This is a genomic window from Cyclobacterium xiamenense, assembly GCF_009467825.1.
GTDB classification, from domain to species: Bacteria; Bacteroidota; Bacteroidia; order Cytophagales; family Cyclobacteriaceae; genus Cyclobacterium; species Cyclobacterium xiamenense.
In genome coordinates this window covers 17,614-34,148 of the sequence record NZ_WIOK01000044.1, presented here as the reverse complement: position 1 = coordinate 34,148, position 16,535 = coordinate 17,614, and the positions used below count along the sequence as shown (strand labels likewise).

Here is a 16,535-nt window from a genome sequence, read left to right as displayed (position 1 = left end):
GAATTGTACTGTCGATCAGAGCAAATAATCATAAAAAAACCACGAAGGATATAGTTTCATCCTACGTGGTCAAATTTTATTGGATTTTCCAAGAAGCCCGTGGTAGAATAGAAGAAAAGCCCGGAGCGTTTTTTGCTCCGGGCCTATAATCAATCAATTTCCATTGATCCAGTTTTCCACGTCTTCCTTGCTGGGATTGGCAACGTTTAGTTTTAATTTTTTTCGTTTTCCGCACACATCGTTAAACAACTTGCTGGGATTTTGTGTATGCAGCTGGTCCAGCGTATGAATGTTCAATTCGCGGATAACCGGAATCAGCGCCGCCGGGATACCAGCCTCCATGAAGTCCTCATCGGTCGCCACCTTCACTCGTTTTTCGGGTTTCATTTGCGGGAAAAACAACACCTCCTGAATGGTACTTTTATCGGTTAGGAGCATGCAAAGCCGATCGATTCCAATCCCCAGACCGGAAGTCGGCGGCATGCCGTACTCCAGGGCCCGGAGAAAATCTTCATCCATGGCCATGGCTTCGTCGTCACCTCTTGCGGCCAGTTTGAGTTGTTCTTCGAATCGCTCCCGCTGATCAATGGGATCGTTCAGCTCGGTGTAGGCATTGGCGATTTCCTTTCCATTGACAAAAAGCTCAAAGCGCTCCACCAAACCTGGCTTATCCCGGTGCTTTTTAGCCAGAGGCGTCATTTCGATCGGGTAGTCCGTGATGTAGGTGGGCTGGATCAGGTGGTCTTCTACTTTTTCACCGAAGATTTCATCGATCAGTTTCCCTTTTCCCATGCTGTCGTCCACGTCGATTCCCAACGCTGCACAGACCTTTCGCAAACCGGCCTCATCCAGGGTACTGACATCTATTCCCGTGTATTCCTGAATCGCCTCAAACATGGAAAGGCGTTTGTAAGGGCCTGCAAACTCGATGATGTGTTCCCCGACTTTTGCTTGTGTGGAGCCCAGCACGCTACTGGCAATCTGCCCAAGTAGTTCTTCCACCATCTCCATCATCCACACGTAATCCTTGTATGCCACGTAGATTTCCATGGAAGTAAACTCCGGATTGTGCGTTCGGTCCATGCCCTCATTCCGGAACATTTTCCCGATTTCGTACACCCCTTCGAACCCCCCGACGATCAGTCGTTTGAGGTAGAGCTCGTTGGCAATTCGTAGAAATAAGGGGATATCCAGCGCGTTGTGGTGGGTATCAAAGGGTTTGGCCGCCGCACCTCCGTGAACCTGCTGCAGAATGGGTGTTTCGACTTCCAGCCAGCCATGGTCATCGAAATACCTACGCATGGAAGAGATAACTTTGGAGCGGGTGACAAAGGTTGATTTCACCTCCGGATTGACGATCAGGTCCACGTACCGCTGCCGGTACCGGAGTTCGGGATCGGTGAAGCCATCGTATACATTGCCCTCATCGTCTCTTTTTACGATGGGCAACGGTTTTATGGATTTGGACAACAAGGTGAATTCCTGAACGTGCAGGGAAATTTCCCCGGTTTGGGTGGTGAAAATAAATCCTTTGAGACCGATAAAATCGCCGATACCCAACAATTTCTTAAAGACGGTATTGTAGAGGGTTTTATCTTCGTCCGGGCAGATATCGTCTCGCCGCACATAGATTTGAAGCCGACCGTAGCTATCCTGAATCTCCGCAAAACTGGCCGAACCCATGATGCGTCGGGTCATGAGTCTTCCGGCGATGCTGATGTTCTTGTAGTCGTTTTTTCGGTTTTCGTAGTTTTTATGGATATCTGCAGAGGTGGCATTGATGGGGTAAGAAAGGGCAGGGTATGGGTCAATACCTAGCTGTAGTAAGGCCTCTCTGTCTTTTCTTCGTTCTATCTCCTGTTCGTTCAGTAATTGCATGTGTATACCGGTGGTTATGCTATTGTTGGAAATTTAGGCAGGCTTTTTCTCCTGCGTAGTTCTTGATTGATTCGTTGTAATTCCCTATTCGCCTGTCCGGAAACGCCAGTGTTTTCATCCACTCGCCGGCCCAGATAGGGCAGTACCTCTTTTACAGGGCCATACGGCAGGTATTTGACCACGTTGTAACCCGCTTTGGCCAGATTAAAGGAAACCGGATCACTCATGCCGTACAGCTGCGAAAAGTACACACGCTCGTCCGAACGGGAGAGTCCGTGAAGGTCCAGCAGTTCGGCCAACAGGTCATTGCTCCATTCGTTATGCGAACCACTGACCAGCGAAACCCGCTGCTTGTTGTTGATGCAAAAAAGCAGCGCCTCATTATACGCTTCATCCGTGGCCTCTTTGCTGGCATGGATCGGATCAGCAGCCCCTGTTGCCTGGGCGTGTGCCCGTTCTTTTTCCAGGTAGGCGCCGCGCACCAACTTGGCACCCAGAAAATAGCCCTGGGCTACGGCATCGTGACGGGCATCTTTGAGTCGACGCAACATGTCTTTGCGGTACATCTGGAAGGTGTTAAATACAATGGCTTTTTCGCTGTTGTACCGACGCATGGCCTCCCGTACCCATTGGTCCACGACTTCCTGAAACCAACTTTCCTCTCCATCTACCAGTAGCCGTACGTTTCGCTCAGCGGCGCTTCTGCACAATGCCATAAACCGCTCCTGAGCCCTCGTAAAGGATTCCTTTTCAGCGGTGGATAGCTGCTGTTGGGCTTGAACTTTTTGCAACAGTTCCGTATCGGCAATTCCGGAGACCTTGAAAACGCCAAATGCCAGGTGTGGGTTCTTTTCCGCTTCCTGAAGGGTTCGTTCGATCTCTTCGGCTGCAGCGACAAAACCCGCTTCCTCCTTTTTGCCTTCAACGGAGTAATCCAGAATGGACTTCACCCCAAACCTATCCAGCATTTCGATCACCGGTCTGCAGGCGGTAATGGTCTCGCCTCCGCAAAACTGACGAAAGACATTTTTTTTCACGAAACCCTCTACCGGCAATCCCACCGCAAAGGCCATTTTGCTCAACCAAATTCCTGATTTTACCAAGACCGGGTAATGCATCAAACGAAACAAGGTCTTGGTTTTTTGTAAGTCCTCGTCCGAAAGGTGCGCAAAGGCGGTCTCCAGATTATCGAAAGAAAAGTCAGGTTTTTTTTTCATTTTCAGGGGGCAAAGATACCAAAAAAACAGCTAGGAACAGCGATTAGCCTTTTCAAATTAACCGAATACAGGGAGCTGTCTCCTTTTATTTTTCCTGAAATTTTGTAAATTTATCCAATATCTGGTAATGCATGGTATGGACGCCGTATTTAAAAAGCTAAACTTTAAATCCCAAGAGAACGTGCTGGTCGTGGCTGCGCCGGAATCGTTTAGAGCGCCGATGGAGTCAATGGAAGCACATACGCGGGTTTACGAACAGCCGGAGGAAGGGCAGAAAATTGAATTTGCCCTGATTTTTGGAAAAACCAAGGCGGATATGGAGACCCATGCCCGGGCCGTTCTTCCTCACCTGGAAAACGATGCGGTTTTCTGGATTGCCTATCCCAAAAAGAGTTCAAAAAACTACCGGGCTGATTACGACCGGGATAGCGGATGGGAACTTCTCGGAGAATGGGGCATGGAACCTGTCAGGCAGGTAGCCATCGATCAGGACTGGTCCGCTCTGCGGTTTCGGAAGGTAGAAACTATTCGGAAGCTTACCCGGAAATTTGGATTGCTTACCGAAAAGCCAAAGTCGTGACAGAAGCGACGTGTTCCCCCTTTTGCGCAGAAATCAAAAGTGATTTTCTAGCTGTTTTCAACCGGTTGCTTTCTCTTAGCGCTTTGGTACTGCTTTCTATGTCAGATTTGGCGGTTGCTCAGCCCGTTCCCAATCGTTCGGTCGTTTCCGCGGCCGATCTGGATTTTTTAATAGAAATGACAAGGGATGTATTGGAGCAAGCGAAAATTTACCCAAACCAGGTAGCATCGGAGGATTTTGGTCCAAACAGAACCGGTGGTACCCTCGTGCGACCCGGAGGAAGAAATGCGTATCCCTCTTTTTGGATCCGGGATTATGCCATGGCTCTGGAAACGGGAATGATTACTTCTGACGAACAACGGCACATGCTTTTCCTTACAGCAGCTGCTCAGGCAGAGCAGACCTGGATAACGTCTGGTGGCAGTCTTATCCCCATGGGCTCCATCCCGGACCATATCCGAATCGATGACGGTTTGCCCATTTATTTTCCAGGCACCTATAGCTACGACTTGCAAGGTACCAGGGAATGGGGCAGCCTGCCTCCTTTTGGTGATGCGTTTTTCTTCATTCACATGGCCCGGCAACTCCTTGCTTCCGGGGCAGCGGTGGCCGTGCTTGAGGAAACGATCGAGGGCAAACGGCTGATCGATCGGCTGCGAATGGCTTTTCACGTGTCCCCTGCCCGACAGGAAAATCACCTGGTCTTTTGTACGGAGCAATTTCGGGGCGTCGATTTTGGGTTCCGGGATGCCATTCAGCTGACCGGAGACTTACTGTACCCGTCCATTTTAAAATTCCGGGCAGCCAATCAACTGGCAGAACTGTTCAGCCTATTGGGCGACGAAGCAACGGGCAAGCAATACTACCGGATAGCGGAACAGATTCGCGAGGCGGTGCCGGAGGTATTCGCTGATGCTAGCGGGTTGTTAAAAGCTTCCACCGGGACTAGCAATCAGCCCGACGTGTGGGGAACAGCCCTGGCTGTGTACGAAGGCGTGTTGCAAGGAGAAGCCCGGGAGATTGCCTGCCGAGCATTGGCGGTGGCGTACGAAATGGGCACCTTGAGTTATCGGGGGAATATCCGGCACGTTCTCACCAGCCATGATTTTGATTCCGACAGGGTCTGGGAACGATCGATGGCACCCAAAAACCGCTACCAAAACGGGGCCTATTGGGGCACGCCTGTGGGTTGGGTGGCCCATGCCATTTATCGGGTCAACCCGGAAGCCGCCCGCAAGCTGGTACGCGAGTACATTGCCGAGTTGCGAGAAAATGATTTCCGGAAAGGGTCGGATTTTGGTGCTCCCTACGAATGCTTTGCTCCCGACGGATATACCCAGAATCCAGTCTACCTAACCTCGGTTGCCAGTCCGCTGGCAGTCTTTATGAAAATGGGTAGTGGGGAGAAGTAAGAATTTTCGATGAAATCCTATAGGAAATTAACTTCTCCAAAAACAGGAGTAATTTCCGTTAATTTTTTTTCAACCAGTCCAGGAGCTGCACATGGAAAGGTCATAACCAAAGGTAATTGTGTGGATCTTGGTTGCACGTCACAAATGGGGCAAGGCAACGTATATCTGGGTTTGCAAGCTTGCATCTTACCGGGTGACGATGCCTAATTCACCATCTTTGAAGGGAAAAAGACTGGCGGAACCATGAAAGATAATGCATTGCCCAGCTATCGATTAAAAGAAGTCCCGGAGGGATCGGGAAGATTTTGTATCATCAACGACAAGTCCTTGCCCATGTCGAAGCCGGGTGGGGATATGTTTCCGCATTATCCCAAAGCCTTGGCTGAGATAATCCTTGCCGATAGTAATGAAATCCTTGGCTATGACGCTTACCTGGATGAAGGAGATCCCGACAAGTCCATGAAGCCGGAGGAAGTAAGTAAAAACGTCCAATTTGAGAATATCCGGAAACAGCAGCAGATGATGAGTTGTTGCATAAGTATGGAAGCGATGCTTTCTAGTGAGGAAAGGGAAGGGGACCAGGTGTTTGAGCTACAGGTGGAGGAAGTTTTGCAATGGGATCTACTCTTTCGGATGAGTTCCGATCCGCATGCAAAAAGCGAGCAATGTGGGGCTTGTTCGGAGGCCATTCGTTGGTTGGGTTCCGACTGGAAAGACTTGCCGGCAAACAATGCCTGTGATTTGGAGGGAATGCGCAACGAGGATGTACCATTCGTGGAGCAGTCAGTGGCGAAGCGATTCCAAAAAGAGGTAAACGAAATGACAGGGTTGGAGAAAAGGGCAACCGTATATCTTTTTCACTATTTGGAGAAGACGAGCATCAGCCTTCCTATCTTGTGGGTAAAGGGGTATATCTCCTGTGAGACAATTAAAAACGCCTACCTGTCCTTTACCTTCCAATCGATGCAAACCGATCCCGAGACCCTGGATCGGGGGTTTGGCAGTTTTCTCTACGGAAGATTGAGCTATTTTAGAAAGTACCTGCAGCAAAAGAAAACGGAGTGAAATAACCAATTCATTCGCTTAAAACCTCGTCAGGGAAGCATCAACGGGTGAATGACTCACTTGCCAAACTTTTTGTCAGAAAATTTGTGCACGGCCAATTTTGCAAAACTCCGTTCCAAATTAAACTCGTCAACCCCTTTTGCCGCTTTGTGGAGTTGTCAGCGGGTATGGCTAGGTCTGCAGTCTGGAGATTGGGGGCAGAAAGCTAGCTGCCTCAACTCCGTTGCAAGCATCGCTTTCGGCCCCCCACCCGGGGAAAGTAGTACGTTTGGAGAGATCCTTCCCGGGATCCGTGAGGATCAGGCTGGCTGACCGACTTTCCTCGTTACTCCTTCTTTCAAAAAATCCTGAACTCGCTGACTATAGTGAAATAAAGGAGGGTAGGCATTCAGCAATTGTTGGCCATCCACGCCTTTTCTTTGCAGCCCCGCTGCCAGGCCTTCTGTATCCAGTCGTTTGTGTTCCATGAGCAAGGAAACAATCGCCTGAAATGCGGTTTTGTGGGTCACAAGCACCTGTTCGGCCAGTTGGTACCCGGATGTGAGCTGCTGCTCTACCCATAGCTCGGCTTCTTTAGGATCCTCCAGAAGTTTCCCAGAGCCACGTATCCTGGATTCGTAACCCGCCGGTTTTCGATTCAGCGAGCCGTCCCGGAACGCAAACAAAAGGTCGGTTGTAGCTGTCTTTACGTCCTGCTCGCTTCCCGTCGTTAGGTTTTCTGACCCGAACACCAGCTCTTCGGCCTTTTTTCCGGCCAGTAATGTGGCGATCCGCCGCATCAAAACGTCTTTGTTGGCATATCCGGAAGAAGGGTTTACTTGCATGAATCCCGCCTTGTCTAGGTCAGCGGAACTAATGCTAACCGTCTTGGGCCAACAGCGGTGGAGAATCAGGTACACCAGCGCATGACCGGCTTCATGTACCGCAGTGATCGCGAGTTGTTCGGCATCGTGTTGCTTCCGTTTGGTCTCACGGATCGGGAGATGAAGTTTTTTTCGGCTTAAAACATGTCCTTCATAGCAGACCACCAGGTCATCTCCCGGATTATCGATCAAAAGATTATCCGGTAATCGGGAATGGATACGCTGCAACAATTCCAATAAATTGCCCTCTATCAAATAGCGGATGGTGGAACGTAAGGGACGAAAGCCCTGATTGGGTACCACTCCTTCTTCAAAAAGGGTTGCCTTTACCCGGTCTGAGAACTGAATGTTGCAGGGAAAAATCTCTTCAAAGCGTTGGCCAATCTCCACCAATTCCCGATTGATAAACGTGCGGTAAACATCGCTGCTTAAGGAAGGATAGATCAGGTGAATGTTTCCCAGCCGGGCGATTTCTTCCATCCGAAACCGGTTTCGAAGGGCCTGTTTGATCCGATCAAAACTGATTTTTTTGCTTTCCAGGTGCAATAGATCGGCATCCTGATCGGTTGATACGCCTGCACTCATTGCAAAGCCCTCATCCAGATTGCCGATGACGAAAATCAGGGACCTGGAAAAATCCAGGTGTGCTGATGTCAACGATTTTTGCGCTACTTTTTTACAAAAGGCAAACAGTTCGGGTCCGTCCATCTGAAGCAAAAAGTCCTTGAATTGGGAGCGAACCGGGAACTCATGCTGCGTAAACTCGTGCAACTCGTGTATTTCGCTGCCACTAAGAAAGAAGGTGTTTGGGTTGCTGCTTCGGAATTTTTTGGGGATTTCGCCCCGCTCCATGATATCGAAATAGGTGTCCCAACCCGCTACGACATGTCCTTTTTCGACTTTAACGCCTCTCTGTAAGCATAACTCAATTCCGGTGGCCAATTCCTGGAGGTTTGCATGATGCCCTCGCCAGCCCGAAAAATTAAATCGCCCCTCATCCATTAATTGCCAGATCATGCGGTCGATTGGCTTTTGTAGTTCTCTGCCGGATTCATCGAGCGTTCTCGCATGTTGGAATTCATCGAAAATAAGCACCGATTTTTTACCGTTTAGACTGTATAGTTTCTCTACACCGTGCAAAATTTGCTCCATCAGACTCTTGCTCGCCACATTAAATTGTATGACATTTTCATCGGTATCCCACAAATCCAGAAAGCGTTTTACCAGAGAGGTCTTACCCACACCAGTCATCCCCCAAAGGTTGACAATCAGCGGGCGACGCTGGTTTTCGCCCATGCTGCACCAGGGGTTTACTGCCTGGATCAGCTGATCGATGATGTGATCCAGCCCAATAAACTCGGTTTTAAGTTGACGTTTGATGTTCTCGAGTCGTTGGGTAATGCTTGCTAAATCTTTCATAATACGCTATTTTTTTTGGAACACAAAAGTAATGCGGATCACCCCGTTGACGGAGAGCCTGCAAGCTTGCAATTCTTTCGGGGGAAACCCGGTCTGGCACTTTTCGACCTGCTGGAAGAGGAATCCGGCCAATCGGACCGGAGATTTTTCGAATCAGTTCCCCTGGACAGCTGGCATTAACCAAATCCAGCCCCTCCTCCGAGTCCTTGTACCCTTTGAACACGTCCATCAAGTAGCTACCGTGTCGCATGTAGGTAAAGCGCTTCGCTTTTGTTTTCGGTCCGGTATTACCCACCGCTATTCGGATTTTCGTCGCATGACCCGGGAATCCAGACCCTGCTAGCGCACTGCTTTACCCCCGTTCATCGGTAGGTAGGTACCCCAGCCGAGAAGAATGGCGGATACTTCGGCCTCAGAACAGGTACGACAGCGAGGTTTTGTCCGTAAGAAGCATTCAACTAGTACAGGTGTACCGGCAACATACGATACAGACAGGTACGCCAAAGTAATGGCCGGTGGAAAATGCAAGCTTGCAAGTTCACGATCCGGGCTGATTTCTTAACCATTTTTGCAGTCTGTTAGTGGTAGCAAGGCGAAAGGTAGGATTGACTAAAGAAATGTTTAGCGGTCGATACGGGCTTAAAACCATGAACAGAGTAGTACCAGCTAGCCTGAAAAGAAAAAAAAACGGAACCAAAAAGGCTCGGGGAGAAAATTAACTTAACTATCTATAAAAATGGCACAAGTATTAACGGACCACACCGGGCAGAAAATTGGCGAAATCAGGGACAACGGCAACAAGCTTACGATTTACGACCACACGGGACGTAAATTAGGGGAGTACAGACCAATCTCCAACAGTACCTATGACCATACAGGAAGGAAAGTGGGTTCGGGAAACATATTAACATCCCTTCTGTGAGGGCTTGTTCGGCCATTCACAGGCGAGCCTTTCACACGAAGGGTTCGCCTGTAATACCGTGGGTATGGATACCCAATAAGGTATCGAGAAGTGGACGTCAGCACCGCTTGCTGCTCACTTCCTGGTCCGGAGAGCCGGGCGTTTTCACGGCTACACTCCCTTGGGTTGAGGCACAGTGGCGGGTCAAAGCATCGTTCACCGTCGCGCACCTGTCATTGAATTTGCCAGGCCTGATTTCCATGGCGTAGCTTTTCTTTCTATTGTACTATCTAAAAATACCACTGAATGGAACCACTGATTGAACCCAGTGTAGAGCTGGACCAGGCCCTTCTTGAGGGAGCCAAAACCCGCACCCGGGAAGAAAACCAGGTGATTGTTCATTGCTACCTCAGCGTTCCCTACCCTCCCGTTGGGGTACGCATTTGGCCGGTAACCAGCCTGGTCCCACAGGGGGGTGGGGTGGAGGCGAAATTGCTGCATGTAGAGGGAATCACCAAGTCTCCCGAATGGACATACGTTCGCGGCGAGCACCATTTGTTTACTTTGATTTTTGAGGGCTTGCCAAAAGACTGCCTGGTTTTTGACCTGGTAGAGAAAATCTCCTCGCCCAATCGATTTCACTACGAGGGGATTGCCCGGAATCAATCCGACGTCTATAAGCTGTTCATAACCCAATGATGCCGCAGCCGAAAAAACAGACAATCATGAACCAACCACACGACAATTGGGGAGCATATTACGACTTTGTTTACGAATTGTTGAATTAACAAGCAACAACGAAAATGGCATTTATACCTATAAGGAACAATGCAGTGGGATTTTCAAGGGAAAAGAATTTAGCTACGAAGATGCATTTAAAATAAGGTATTGGGAAATTGACACTCTCGACAAGCTATTGGTTGAAAATGGGTTCAAAGACACGTTGAAATCGTTTCCGCAATTCAATTCAACAGGTTCAACATATAAACTATACAAAAGGCAATGAAACAATTTCAACTACAGCTATTCAACGGACACCCGATTATCTATGAGGGTGAGAATAAAATATTACTTGACACCGGGGCACCTTCCACCATTCACGCTTCCGATAGGTTAAATTTTCTCTCAGAAAGTTTCGAATGTTCAACAAACTATATGGGTTTGACCGTTTCAGAAATTTCTGATATGCTTGGAACAGAAATAACAACGTTGCTGGGAGCCGATATAGTTTCAACTTACAAAATCCTTTTAGCCTATCAAGATCAACTGGTTGGGTTCAGCAAACAGCAAATTGACATTGACGGAACGCAAGCGGACATTTCAAATTTTATGGGAATACCGATAATTAAATTGACAGTTGACAATCAAGAGCTAAAATTCTTTTTAGACACAGGAGCGAAACTGTCTTATGTATCGGACAGCTTGACAAATACTTATGAAAGCGTTGGAACCGATGAAGACTTTTATCCAGGCGTAGGTAGATTTCAGACGGAATGCTTTGAAATACCGACAGTTTTCGGAGGCAAGGAATTTAGTGTGAAATATGGAAACTTACCGACACTATTACAAATGACATTGCTTTTAGGCGGAACAGACGGTTTTATCGGTTTTGACTTTTTTGATAATTTCAAGGTTGTTCTTGACCTTAAAAATAACGTGCTCGAATATGCAAGGTAATTTTTATAGGTTGTAAATGTAGCTTTTCAAGGAGGGAGCGGCCTTAGGGGCGTCCGTCGGAGGCCGCTCAAAAATGCCTGAAAGCTATCCGGGTAGCCGGCTAGAGGTAGCCACGTGTAAAAAAACCTGCCAATAGATTATTGCAACATGTCCACACTTATTCCTCCACTGAGCCTGGTAATGTATCTCAACGAACACGGATTGAATGAAGAGCGGGAAGAGGCCAATAGGTACCTTACGGAAGGAGAAATCTATACGGTGTTGCATACCGAGCAGAGTTCCGATTATACGGACTATTTCCTGGTCGAATTCCCCTACATCGGATTCAATTCGGTGATGTTTGAAGCGGTAGCCTGGGATGAACGCTACGATGAATTTGATGATAGTGATTTGGACTGATTGGCCTCGTTTTGGTAAGAAAACGCGGAGATGTTGCCTGCCAAGATCTCCGCGTTCCAGCGTACTATTGACGTGGATGGTACCAGGGGCTGCTTGAGGGACGAATCTACCTCTGGACAGTGAGTACATGCATGTCGTGCTTCAGCCTTCGACAGGTTCTTTAGCCGCTTTATTTTCGGTGACGTAGGGTCTAAACACTGACATCACCTGAGATTCGTGTTTTGGTAGAGTTCAGTCTTTCAGAGTAAGTTGCAAGCTTGCAACTAGCGAAGGTATCGTGGGTAATCGATCAATTTTAATGGACAACGTAAATCCAATCTCTGTTGCAGTACGACTGCAGTCAGCATATAGTGTATGATTTGAATTAGAGTAATGCAACCTAACTCTAAGGTATGGAAATAAGGAAACCGCCTTACCGCTTCGAAATGAAAAAAATAGCCGCATTTGGCGACATACATGGCTGCCATCTCGCTGCCTCCACAGCCATTCGAGTAAGTCAAGAGATACATGCGCAAGCGATTTTTCTGGGAGACTATGTTGATCGTGGTCCTTCAGCGATGAAAACCATTCAGGTACTCATTGATGCCAAAAAGAAAAACCCGGATTGGATCTTCATCAGAGGCAATCATGATCAAATGCTTCTTGATTTGATTTTGGAGAAAGCAACTCCACTAGATATTGGTACTACTTCAGACGGAACGTTTGAATATTGGCAGACTGTCAAATCCTTTAATGAATGGAAAAATCTGGAATTAACTCAGAAAAAGGAGGTCCATGATTTCCTGGACCAAACCGTCCCCTATCACGAGAATGAAGACTTTATATTCTGCCACGCCGTGCTTCGGGATACGGGTCAACGAATTGGCCAAAAACCACTATCAGAATTAATCTGGAACTATCAGCATAAGCCGCTATGGAGGGGGAAACAATTTATTCACGGACATCTACCGGTAAAAGAAGTCTACCGGGAAGGTGCCGGAATCAACCTCAATACAAGCTGTGGCTACGGGGGAAAACTTACAGGTATCGTATATCAACCCTCCAAACCTAAGACACAAAACCTGATAAAAATCGATGAAAACGGAAACCTAATTCAAGACTAGATTTTTTACTACATACGATAGAAATTGAGTTTGTTGCTTCCTAAAGCATTCCTACCTAAACGTGAATCAAAAAAACCGAAAACATGGGAGCCAAATAAGAGTCGCAAGATCTTTTCCCTTGGGACAGGTGGTGCTTACCGCAGGAGATACGTGTAATTCACAGAGGTAGGTTTGCTCCGGTAGTAGGAAGCAGCGATCTCTTTTATGGCATGGATGCGTTCTTTGGTCAATGCGATCTGATCCTCGTAAACCCGCATTCGTTGGTCCCACAGTTTATTTTCTTCGGCATCCACTTCGTCCGCTGCTCGATTCACCAGGTTCTCTGCTTCTTCAAAACAAGGCGTGGAGGGATCGACCCGACGAAGGGTGCGCAGCGCGTGCTGGTATTGGTTTGAGGCGAGATAGGTTTTTGCCTCCTGTAGTTGTTCGACACATTTTTGGTTTTGAAATGCCTGATAGGCTTCAATCGATTTTTGCTGAATCGTTTGGTAACAGCTCACCTCGTTGGGAACAGACATCAATAGCCCAAGCGCCTGTGTGTAATCTTGCATCGCCACCAGGCTTTCGGATCGGTTTATCAGATCAGCGCAGATCAATTCGTAGTAGGCGATGATTCTTTTTTTGCCAGTTTCGATAAATTCATCCAGCTCCTCGTCAGCGGAAGGAATTTTAGATAGCGCATGCGTAATTGCCGCGGTTTTATTGCGGCCACTGCCTCGGAGCGGTTTACTGATGGTTGAAAACAGTATATTTCCGTCAACCTGTTTGATAAAAAGACCCAACTCACAGGACACAATGGTTACGTTTGCCATGCCTCCTTCCACGGTGTTGGTTTCGTAGACGACAAATTTCGGATAGATGACAAAATTGCTGGTATAGCCACTGCCTGCCAGGCCTGTGTTGGTCACAAGCTGAGCGATTTTCGCTTCCAGTCTGGATAGTTGTGATGGATCCAGCCCTTCGTCCGTTTCGGGCATGACGATGGATAAGTAAATTTTTCCAATGTCGGAAGGTGTTTGCGCGAATGCATCCCAAAATCCGCCCAGTAGGGCGATTAGCAGCGGTAGGTACTTGTTCATGCGAGTCAGTTAATGGTTATAAAAATGGTATTGCCCTTTATATCCTTGCTGGGTTTCAAGCCGATTTTCCGTAGAAACATAAAGATTTCCAACGCAAATTTATTGGGGTTGTAATTATTGCCAGTTACCGGGTCTTTTAGGGGAATGCGGACATCATCAAAGATCATTTTCGAATCCGTGGTGCCCTGAATGTGGTAATTGTTTTTGAAAGCGTTTTCTTCCATCCAGATTTCCAGTTGGTCCGACAATGGTAATCCCTCATCACCTACTTCAGAAGCCATGGAATAGGGGGACCCCAGGTCGAAGCCTACGTCTACCATAACCGATTTGCCGTTGTTGACGATTTCCGTGAATTTTACTTGCAGGACATTTAAGAAATCCTCGGCGATACGCTCCACCGCTTTGCTGGTTAATTTACCGATGTCATCGGTGAAAAATGTTCCGCTGTTGCCTACTTTATTCGAGAGGGAATTACCGGTAGAGGCCTCGTAGCCCGTTAGCAGCACGGTTACCGACCTGCCGGATTGTCCGTTTTGGTCATCGATTTCTGCCTGTACGTAAATATCGGCCCCCGACATTTGAATGATCTGTGATTTGATGTCGGTTTGATTGTCCGTCATGAAAAGGTTGTTGTCCTTTGCCACCTTTAATCGTGCAATAAAATCCACGGTAGTAAAACTCCGGGAATCAAATGCCTCCTTAATTTTTGTGATTGCGATCCGTCGATTGATGTCCTCTTCCAATACGAAGCGGAGATCCTCTCCTTCTTTTGTAAAAGGAATGACCATTATTTTGGGCTGTACCGTTTGTACTTCAGCCGCCTCCACGCCTGAGGTACCCTGGGCCCCTGCAGTAAGGCTCCAGCTAACAATCCATAGAAAATAGATACTTGAGTAAATGCTCGATTTCATCTGTTTATAATTTGTTTTTAGCGGCCACATAGCCTGTCCCGATGTGATTGCAAGTTATTTTCCGAAGGCCATCTGCCTGCCTGTCGGCGTTGACGATTAAAATAATCAGCTTTCCTGTTTTCAGTAGCCAAATTTTCGAATTACCTGATTTTCTTCCAGGTCCCTTCGCAGGGAATGGTGATTTATTTTCAGGTCTACGGCGATTCGTTTTCCGCCGGGGATTTTGGTTAGTTTTGAGCTTTCTTTCGATGACATCAGGAATGACCGGTATCGATTGCCCGCGAAGAAGTGCCGCAGGTAGGTTGCGTGGACAGACCTTGTATGCGCTTCATTTTCCACCAGGGGCAGGGGTACATCCGAGCCCGGCAACCCGCGAAATAGCAGCACCCGAAATGCATTTTTTTCTGCGTTTGCCACCGCTTCGACCCGGTTTTTTCCGTATCCCATGCTTTTAACCAGAAACACCGCCTGAGACTCCTTGCTTAGGAAGTTGACTTCTCCTGATTCGGTATGCATTTTAGGACTGCAGCCATGCAGTCCTAAAATGGCTACGACGAGGTACACGTAGTACTTCATTGGATTTACTTGCTGGTGAATACCAAAATAGTGGCATTTCCTTCAAATTTCGAGTTGATCGCGAGTCCTCCGGATCGCACCGAGCATATAGAGAAATTTTCATCCTCTACCGTGGTGATTCGTAGCTCGCCGATTTCCTTTTTCCGTTGCAGTTGCTTGCCATTCACTTCCATTACAGAAAGTTCAACAACGCGTAGCTTGTCACCTTTTTTCAGATTGTAACCAGACCCACCAGCGATCATCACGTTGATGGCATTTCCTTTTTTATCTTTCTCCACAATTTCAACGATCGGGAAGGATACCGGGAAATTTTCGTCGACGAAGGCATCAATTTTTTCTTCGATGTCCTTGATGGCTTTTGCAATAGCGGCCTCGGGACTGGATGCACCCAGGCCTACCATCCCGGCAAGTAAACTGCCCCCTTTCGGCTCAATGGTCTCGGACCGGATTACTTCACCCGTCGCTACCTCGATTACTTTTAAATTGATCGACAATTTCGACTTGAAGGTGATGGTCGTCTGCCCCGTGGTTTCGTCCGGAGCAGTTTCCATCTGGTCCGCCTGCGCCGATAAGACATGGCCTGCGATCAAATAGTTTGCCCCCAGCGAGACGCCTTGCTGGGCAATGCTTCCATCGATGAAATCTTCCGACTTTTGGAGTTCTTTTTCCTTTTTTAAGCTCTCCATTTTCGACCGGTCGACGATATTAAAGCGCCTGGTTTTGACAAAGGCATTGGTCACGGTTTCCTGAATGGAGTTGACATCGTCCACAGAGGCGGCTCCCTGTACGTACGTGAAGGGGACGATCCCAACAATGGGTTTTTCCTGCGCTTTTGCATCGAATAGTAAACCAATTAACAGCACGGATACGAATAAACTTTTTTTCATGGTTAACGTTATTTTTTGCCTACTCATCTGGCTTTTTGGCGTACGCCCCGTTTTTTTGTGTGGGTGCTGGTCTCCACGTAGTTAATTAAAATCATTTGTGGATGCTGCATGATCGGTCGCCGTGATCGGCACCACCTGCATGGCAGGAAGGAGGGTCAGACCAAGGGCCATCAACCGCAGCGAATTCAAGAGGCATTGCATTCATGGTAGTGCGAATCTTTTTGCAATGTTGGGGATATTTTGCCTTCCCCGGTAAAACCTGCAAGCTTGCAAATACCGGATCCTCGCTTGGTTAATTTCAAGGTGAGGCGCCGCACCGTCCGGGAGACCTGGTTCGACCGAAGGCAGCTCAGGCGCGATTTCCTGGTGGCTAAAGCCGGGTGCTTCCGGTGCATATCTTGTGCAATTTGCAAGCTTGCATAAAAGACGGAGCTAGAGGACAGTACTTTACCTTTATCGGCCCTGAAGTGGACAACACGATAAAACGAAGTAATATGCCAAATATCTTTTCACAAGGATCTATTTATGATCAGCAGAAAATAATTTTTGAATGCACTTCCAGATGGAG

Annotated in this window: 16 protein-coding genes; 9 read left to right on the top strand and 7 right to left on the bottom strand. The window is 47.8% G+C overall.

What is annotated here, in order from left to right; genetic code table 11:
* Positions 1 to 153: 153 nt before the first annotated feature.
* Positions 154 to 1,878 (bottom strand): lysine--tRNA ligase, encoded by a 1,725-nt coding sequence (lysS, locus tag GCU44_RS21400; protein WP_154859443.1) that lies wholly within the window; start codon positions 1,876 to 1,878, stop codon positions 154 to 156.
* A gap of 14 nt (positions 1,879 to 1,892) precedes the next feature.
* Entirely contained in the window at positions 1,893 to 3,095 is a 1,203-nt protein-coding gene (locus tag GCU44_RS21395) for a proline dehydrogenase family protein (protein ID WP_154859442.1), read from the bottom strand.
* 136 nt (positions 3,096 to 3,231) lie between these two features.
* Between GCU44_RS21395 and GCU44_RS21390 the strand changes: the two genes are divergently transcribed.
* The 3 genes from GCU44_RS21390 to GCU44_RS21380 all read left to right on the top strand — a co-directional run bounded on the left by GCU44_RS21390 (position 3,232) and on the right by GCU44_RS21380 (position 6,152).
* A complete protein-coding gene (locus GCU44_RS21390; protein ID WP_154859441.1) occupies positions 3,232 to 3,675 on the top strand; it encodes a hypothetical protein in 444 nt (147 codons plus the stop codon).
* Positions 3,672 to 5,087, top strand: coding sequence for a hypothetical protein (locus tag GCU44_RS21385; RefSeq protein WP_161993993.1), 1,416 nt, complete (start codon positions 3,672 to 3,674; stop codon positions 5,085 to 5,087). The genes GCU44_RS21390 and GCU44_RS21385 overlap by 4 nt, the downstream gene beginning before the upstream one ends.
* 243 nt (positions 5,088 to 5,330) lie before the next feature.
* Positions 5,331 to 6,152, top strand: a complete 822-nt coding sequence (locus GCU44_RS21380; RefSeq protein ID WP_154859439.1) for a hypothetical protein — start codon at positions 5,331 to 5,333, stop codon at positions 6,150 to 6,152.
* Positions 6,153 to 6,451: 299 nt separating this feature from the next.
* On the opposite strand, the gene GCU44_RS21375 is transcribed toward GCU44_RS21380, so the two are convergent.
* Positions 6,452 to 8,434, bottom strand: a complete 1,983-nt coding sequence (locus tag GCU44_RS21375) for a hypothetical protein (RefSeq protein ID WP_154859438.1) — start codon at positions 8,432 to 8,434, stop codon at positions 6,452 to 6,454.
* 15 nt (positions 8,435 to 8,449) lie between these two features.
* On the opposite strand from GCU44_RS21375, the gene GCU44_RS21370 reads away from it, so the two are divergent.
* From GCU44_RS21370 to GCU44_RS21345, 6 genes are all read left to right on the top strand, one after another.
* Positions 8,450 to 8,614: a hypothetical protein gene (locus GCU44_RS21370; RefSeq protein WP_154859437.1), complete on the top strand. Its 165-nt coding sequence runs from the start codon at positions 8,450 to 8,452 to the stop codon at positions 8,612 to 8,614.
* 556 nt (positions 8,615 to 9,170) lie between these two features.
* On the top strand, positions 9,171 to 9,356 hold the full coding sequence (locus GCU44_RS21365; protein WP_154859436.1) for a hypothetical protein: 186 nt from the start codon (positions 9,171 to 9,173) through the stop codon (positions 9,354 to 9,356).
* A 285-nt stretch (positions 9,357 to 9,641) separates the two neighbouring features.
* Entirely contained in the window at positions 9,642 to 10,034 is a 393-nt protein-coding gene (locus GCU44_RS21360) for a hypothetical protein (protein WP_154859435.1), read from the top strand.
* A 303-nt stretch (positions 10,035 to 10,337) separates the two neighbouring features.
* The gene (locus GCU44_RS21355; protein WP_154859434.1) at positions 10,338 to 11,012 is read left to right on the top strand and encodes a hypothetical protein; all 675 of its coding nucleotides are present in this window, start codon (positions 10,338 to 10,340) and stop codon (positions 11,010 to 11,012) included.
* Between the two features lie 147 nt (positions 11,013 to 11,159).
* Positions 11,160 to 11,411: a hypothetical protein gene (locus GCU44_RS21350; protein WP_154859433.1), complete on the top strand. Its 252-nt coding sequence runs from the start codon at positions 11,160 to 11,162 to the stop codon at positions 11,409 to 11,411.
* 425 nt (positions 11,412 to 11,836) lie between these two features.
* Positions 11,837 to 12,514 carry a metallophosphoesterase gene (locus GCU44_RS21345; RefSeq protein ID WP_161993992.1) on the top strand — a complete coding sequence of 226 codons (678 nt, stop codon included), beginning with the start codon at positions 11,837 to 11,839 and terminating at the stop codon, positions 12,512 to 12,514.
* Positions 12,515 to 12,648: 134 nt separating this feature from the next.
* Here the strand turns inward: GCU44_RS21345 and GCU44_RS21340 are convergent, their stop codons facing one another.
* From GCU44_RS21340 to GCU44_RS21325, 4 genes are all read right to left on the bottom strand, one after another.
* On the bottom strand, positions 12,649 to 13,593 hold the full coding sequence (locus GCU44_RS21340; protein WP_154859431.1) for a hypothetical protein: 945 nt from the start codon (positions 13,591 to 13,593) through the stop codon (positions 12,649 to 12,651).
* 5 nt (positions 13,594 to 13,598) lie between these two features.
* Complete coding sequence (locus GCU44_RS21335) at positions 13,599 to 14,504, bottom strand: DUF6175 family protein (RefSeq protein ID WP_154859430.1); 906 nt, start codon at positions 14,502 to 14,504, stop codon at positions 13,599 to 13,601.
* A 120-nt stretch (positions 14,505 to 14,624) separates the two neighbouring features.
* Positions 14,625 to 15,080, bottom strand: a complete 456-nt coding sequence (locus GCU44_RS21330) for a hypothetical protein (RefSeq protein ID WP_154859429.1) — start codon at positions 15,078 to 15,080, stop codon at positions 14,625 to 14,627.
* Positions 15,081 to 15,085: 5 nt separating this feature from the next.
* The gene (locus tag GCU44_RS21325; protein ID WP_161993991.1) at positions 15,086 to 15,967 is read right to left on the bottom strand and encodes a CsgG/HfaB family protein; all 882 of its coding nucleotides are present in this window, start codon (positions 15,965 to 15,967) and stop codon (positions 15,086 to 15,088) included.
* Between the last annotated feature and the right edge of the window lie 568 nt (positions 15,968 to 16,535).

Excerpts from the sequence above, each read along its gene's own strand:
- lysS (WP_154859443.1), bottom strand. The coding sequence starts at position 1,878 with ATGCAATTACTGAACGAACAGGAGATAGAACGAAGAAAAGACAGAGAG.
- GCU44_RS21395 (WP_154859442.1), bottom strand. The coding sequence starts at position 3,095 with ATGAAAAAAAAACCTGACTTTTCTTTCGATAATCTGGAGACCGCCTTT.
- GCU44_RS21390 (WP_154859441.1), top strand. The coding sequence starts at position 3,232 with ATGGACGCCGTATTTAAAAAGCTAAACTTTAAATCCCAAGAGAACGTG.
- GCU44_RS21380 (WP_154859439.1), top strand. The coding sequence starts at position 5,331 with ATGAAAGATAATGCATTGCCCAGCTATCGATTAAAAGAAGTCCCGGAG.
- GCU44_RS21375 (WP_154859438.1), bottom strand. The coding sequence starts at position 8,434 with ATGAAAGATTTAGCAAGCATTACCCAACGACTCGAGAACATCAAACGT.
- GCU44_RS21365 (WP_154859436.1), top strand. The coding sequence starts at position 9,171 with ATGGCACAAGTATTAACGGACCACACCGGGCAGAAAATTGGCGAAATC.
- GCU44_RS21360 (WP_154859435.1), top strand. The coding sequence starts at position 9,642 with ATGGAACCACTGATTGAACCCAGTGTAGAGCTGGACCAGGCCCTTCTT.
- GCU44_RS21355 (WP_154859434.1), top strand. The coding sequence starts at position 10,338 with ATGAAACAATTTCAACTACAGCTATTCAACGGACACCCGATTATCTAT.
- GCU44_RS21350 (WP_154859433.1), top strand. The coding sequence starts at position 11,160 with ATGTCCACACTTATTCCTCCACTGAGCCTGGTAATGTATCTCAACGAA.
- GCU44_RS21345 (WP_161993992.1), top strand. The coding sequence starts at position 11,837 with ATGAAAAAAATAGCCGCATTTGGCGACATACATGGCTGCCATCTCGCT.
- GCU44_RS21340 (WP_154859431.1), bottom strand. The coding sequence starts at position 13,593 with ATGAACAAGTACCTACCGCTGCTAATCGCCCTACTGGGCGGATTTTGG.
- GCU44_RS21335 (WP_154859430.1), bottom strand. The coding sequence starts at position 14,504 with ATGAAATCGAGCATTTACTCAAGTATCTATTTTCTATGGATTGTTAGC.
- GCU44_RS21330 (WP_154859429.1), bottom strand. The coding sequence starts at position 15,080 with ATGAAGTACTACGTGTACCTCGTCGTAGCCATTTTAGGACTGCATGGC.
- GCU44_RS21325 (WP_161993991.1), bottom strand. The coding sequence starts at position 15,967 with ATGAAAAAAAGTTTATTCGTATCCGTGCTGTTAATTGGTTTACTATTC.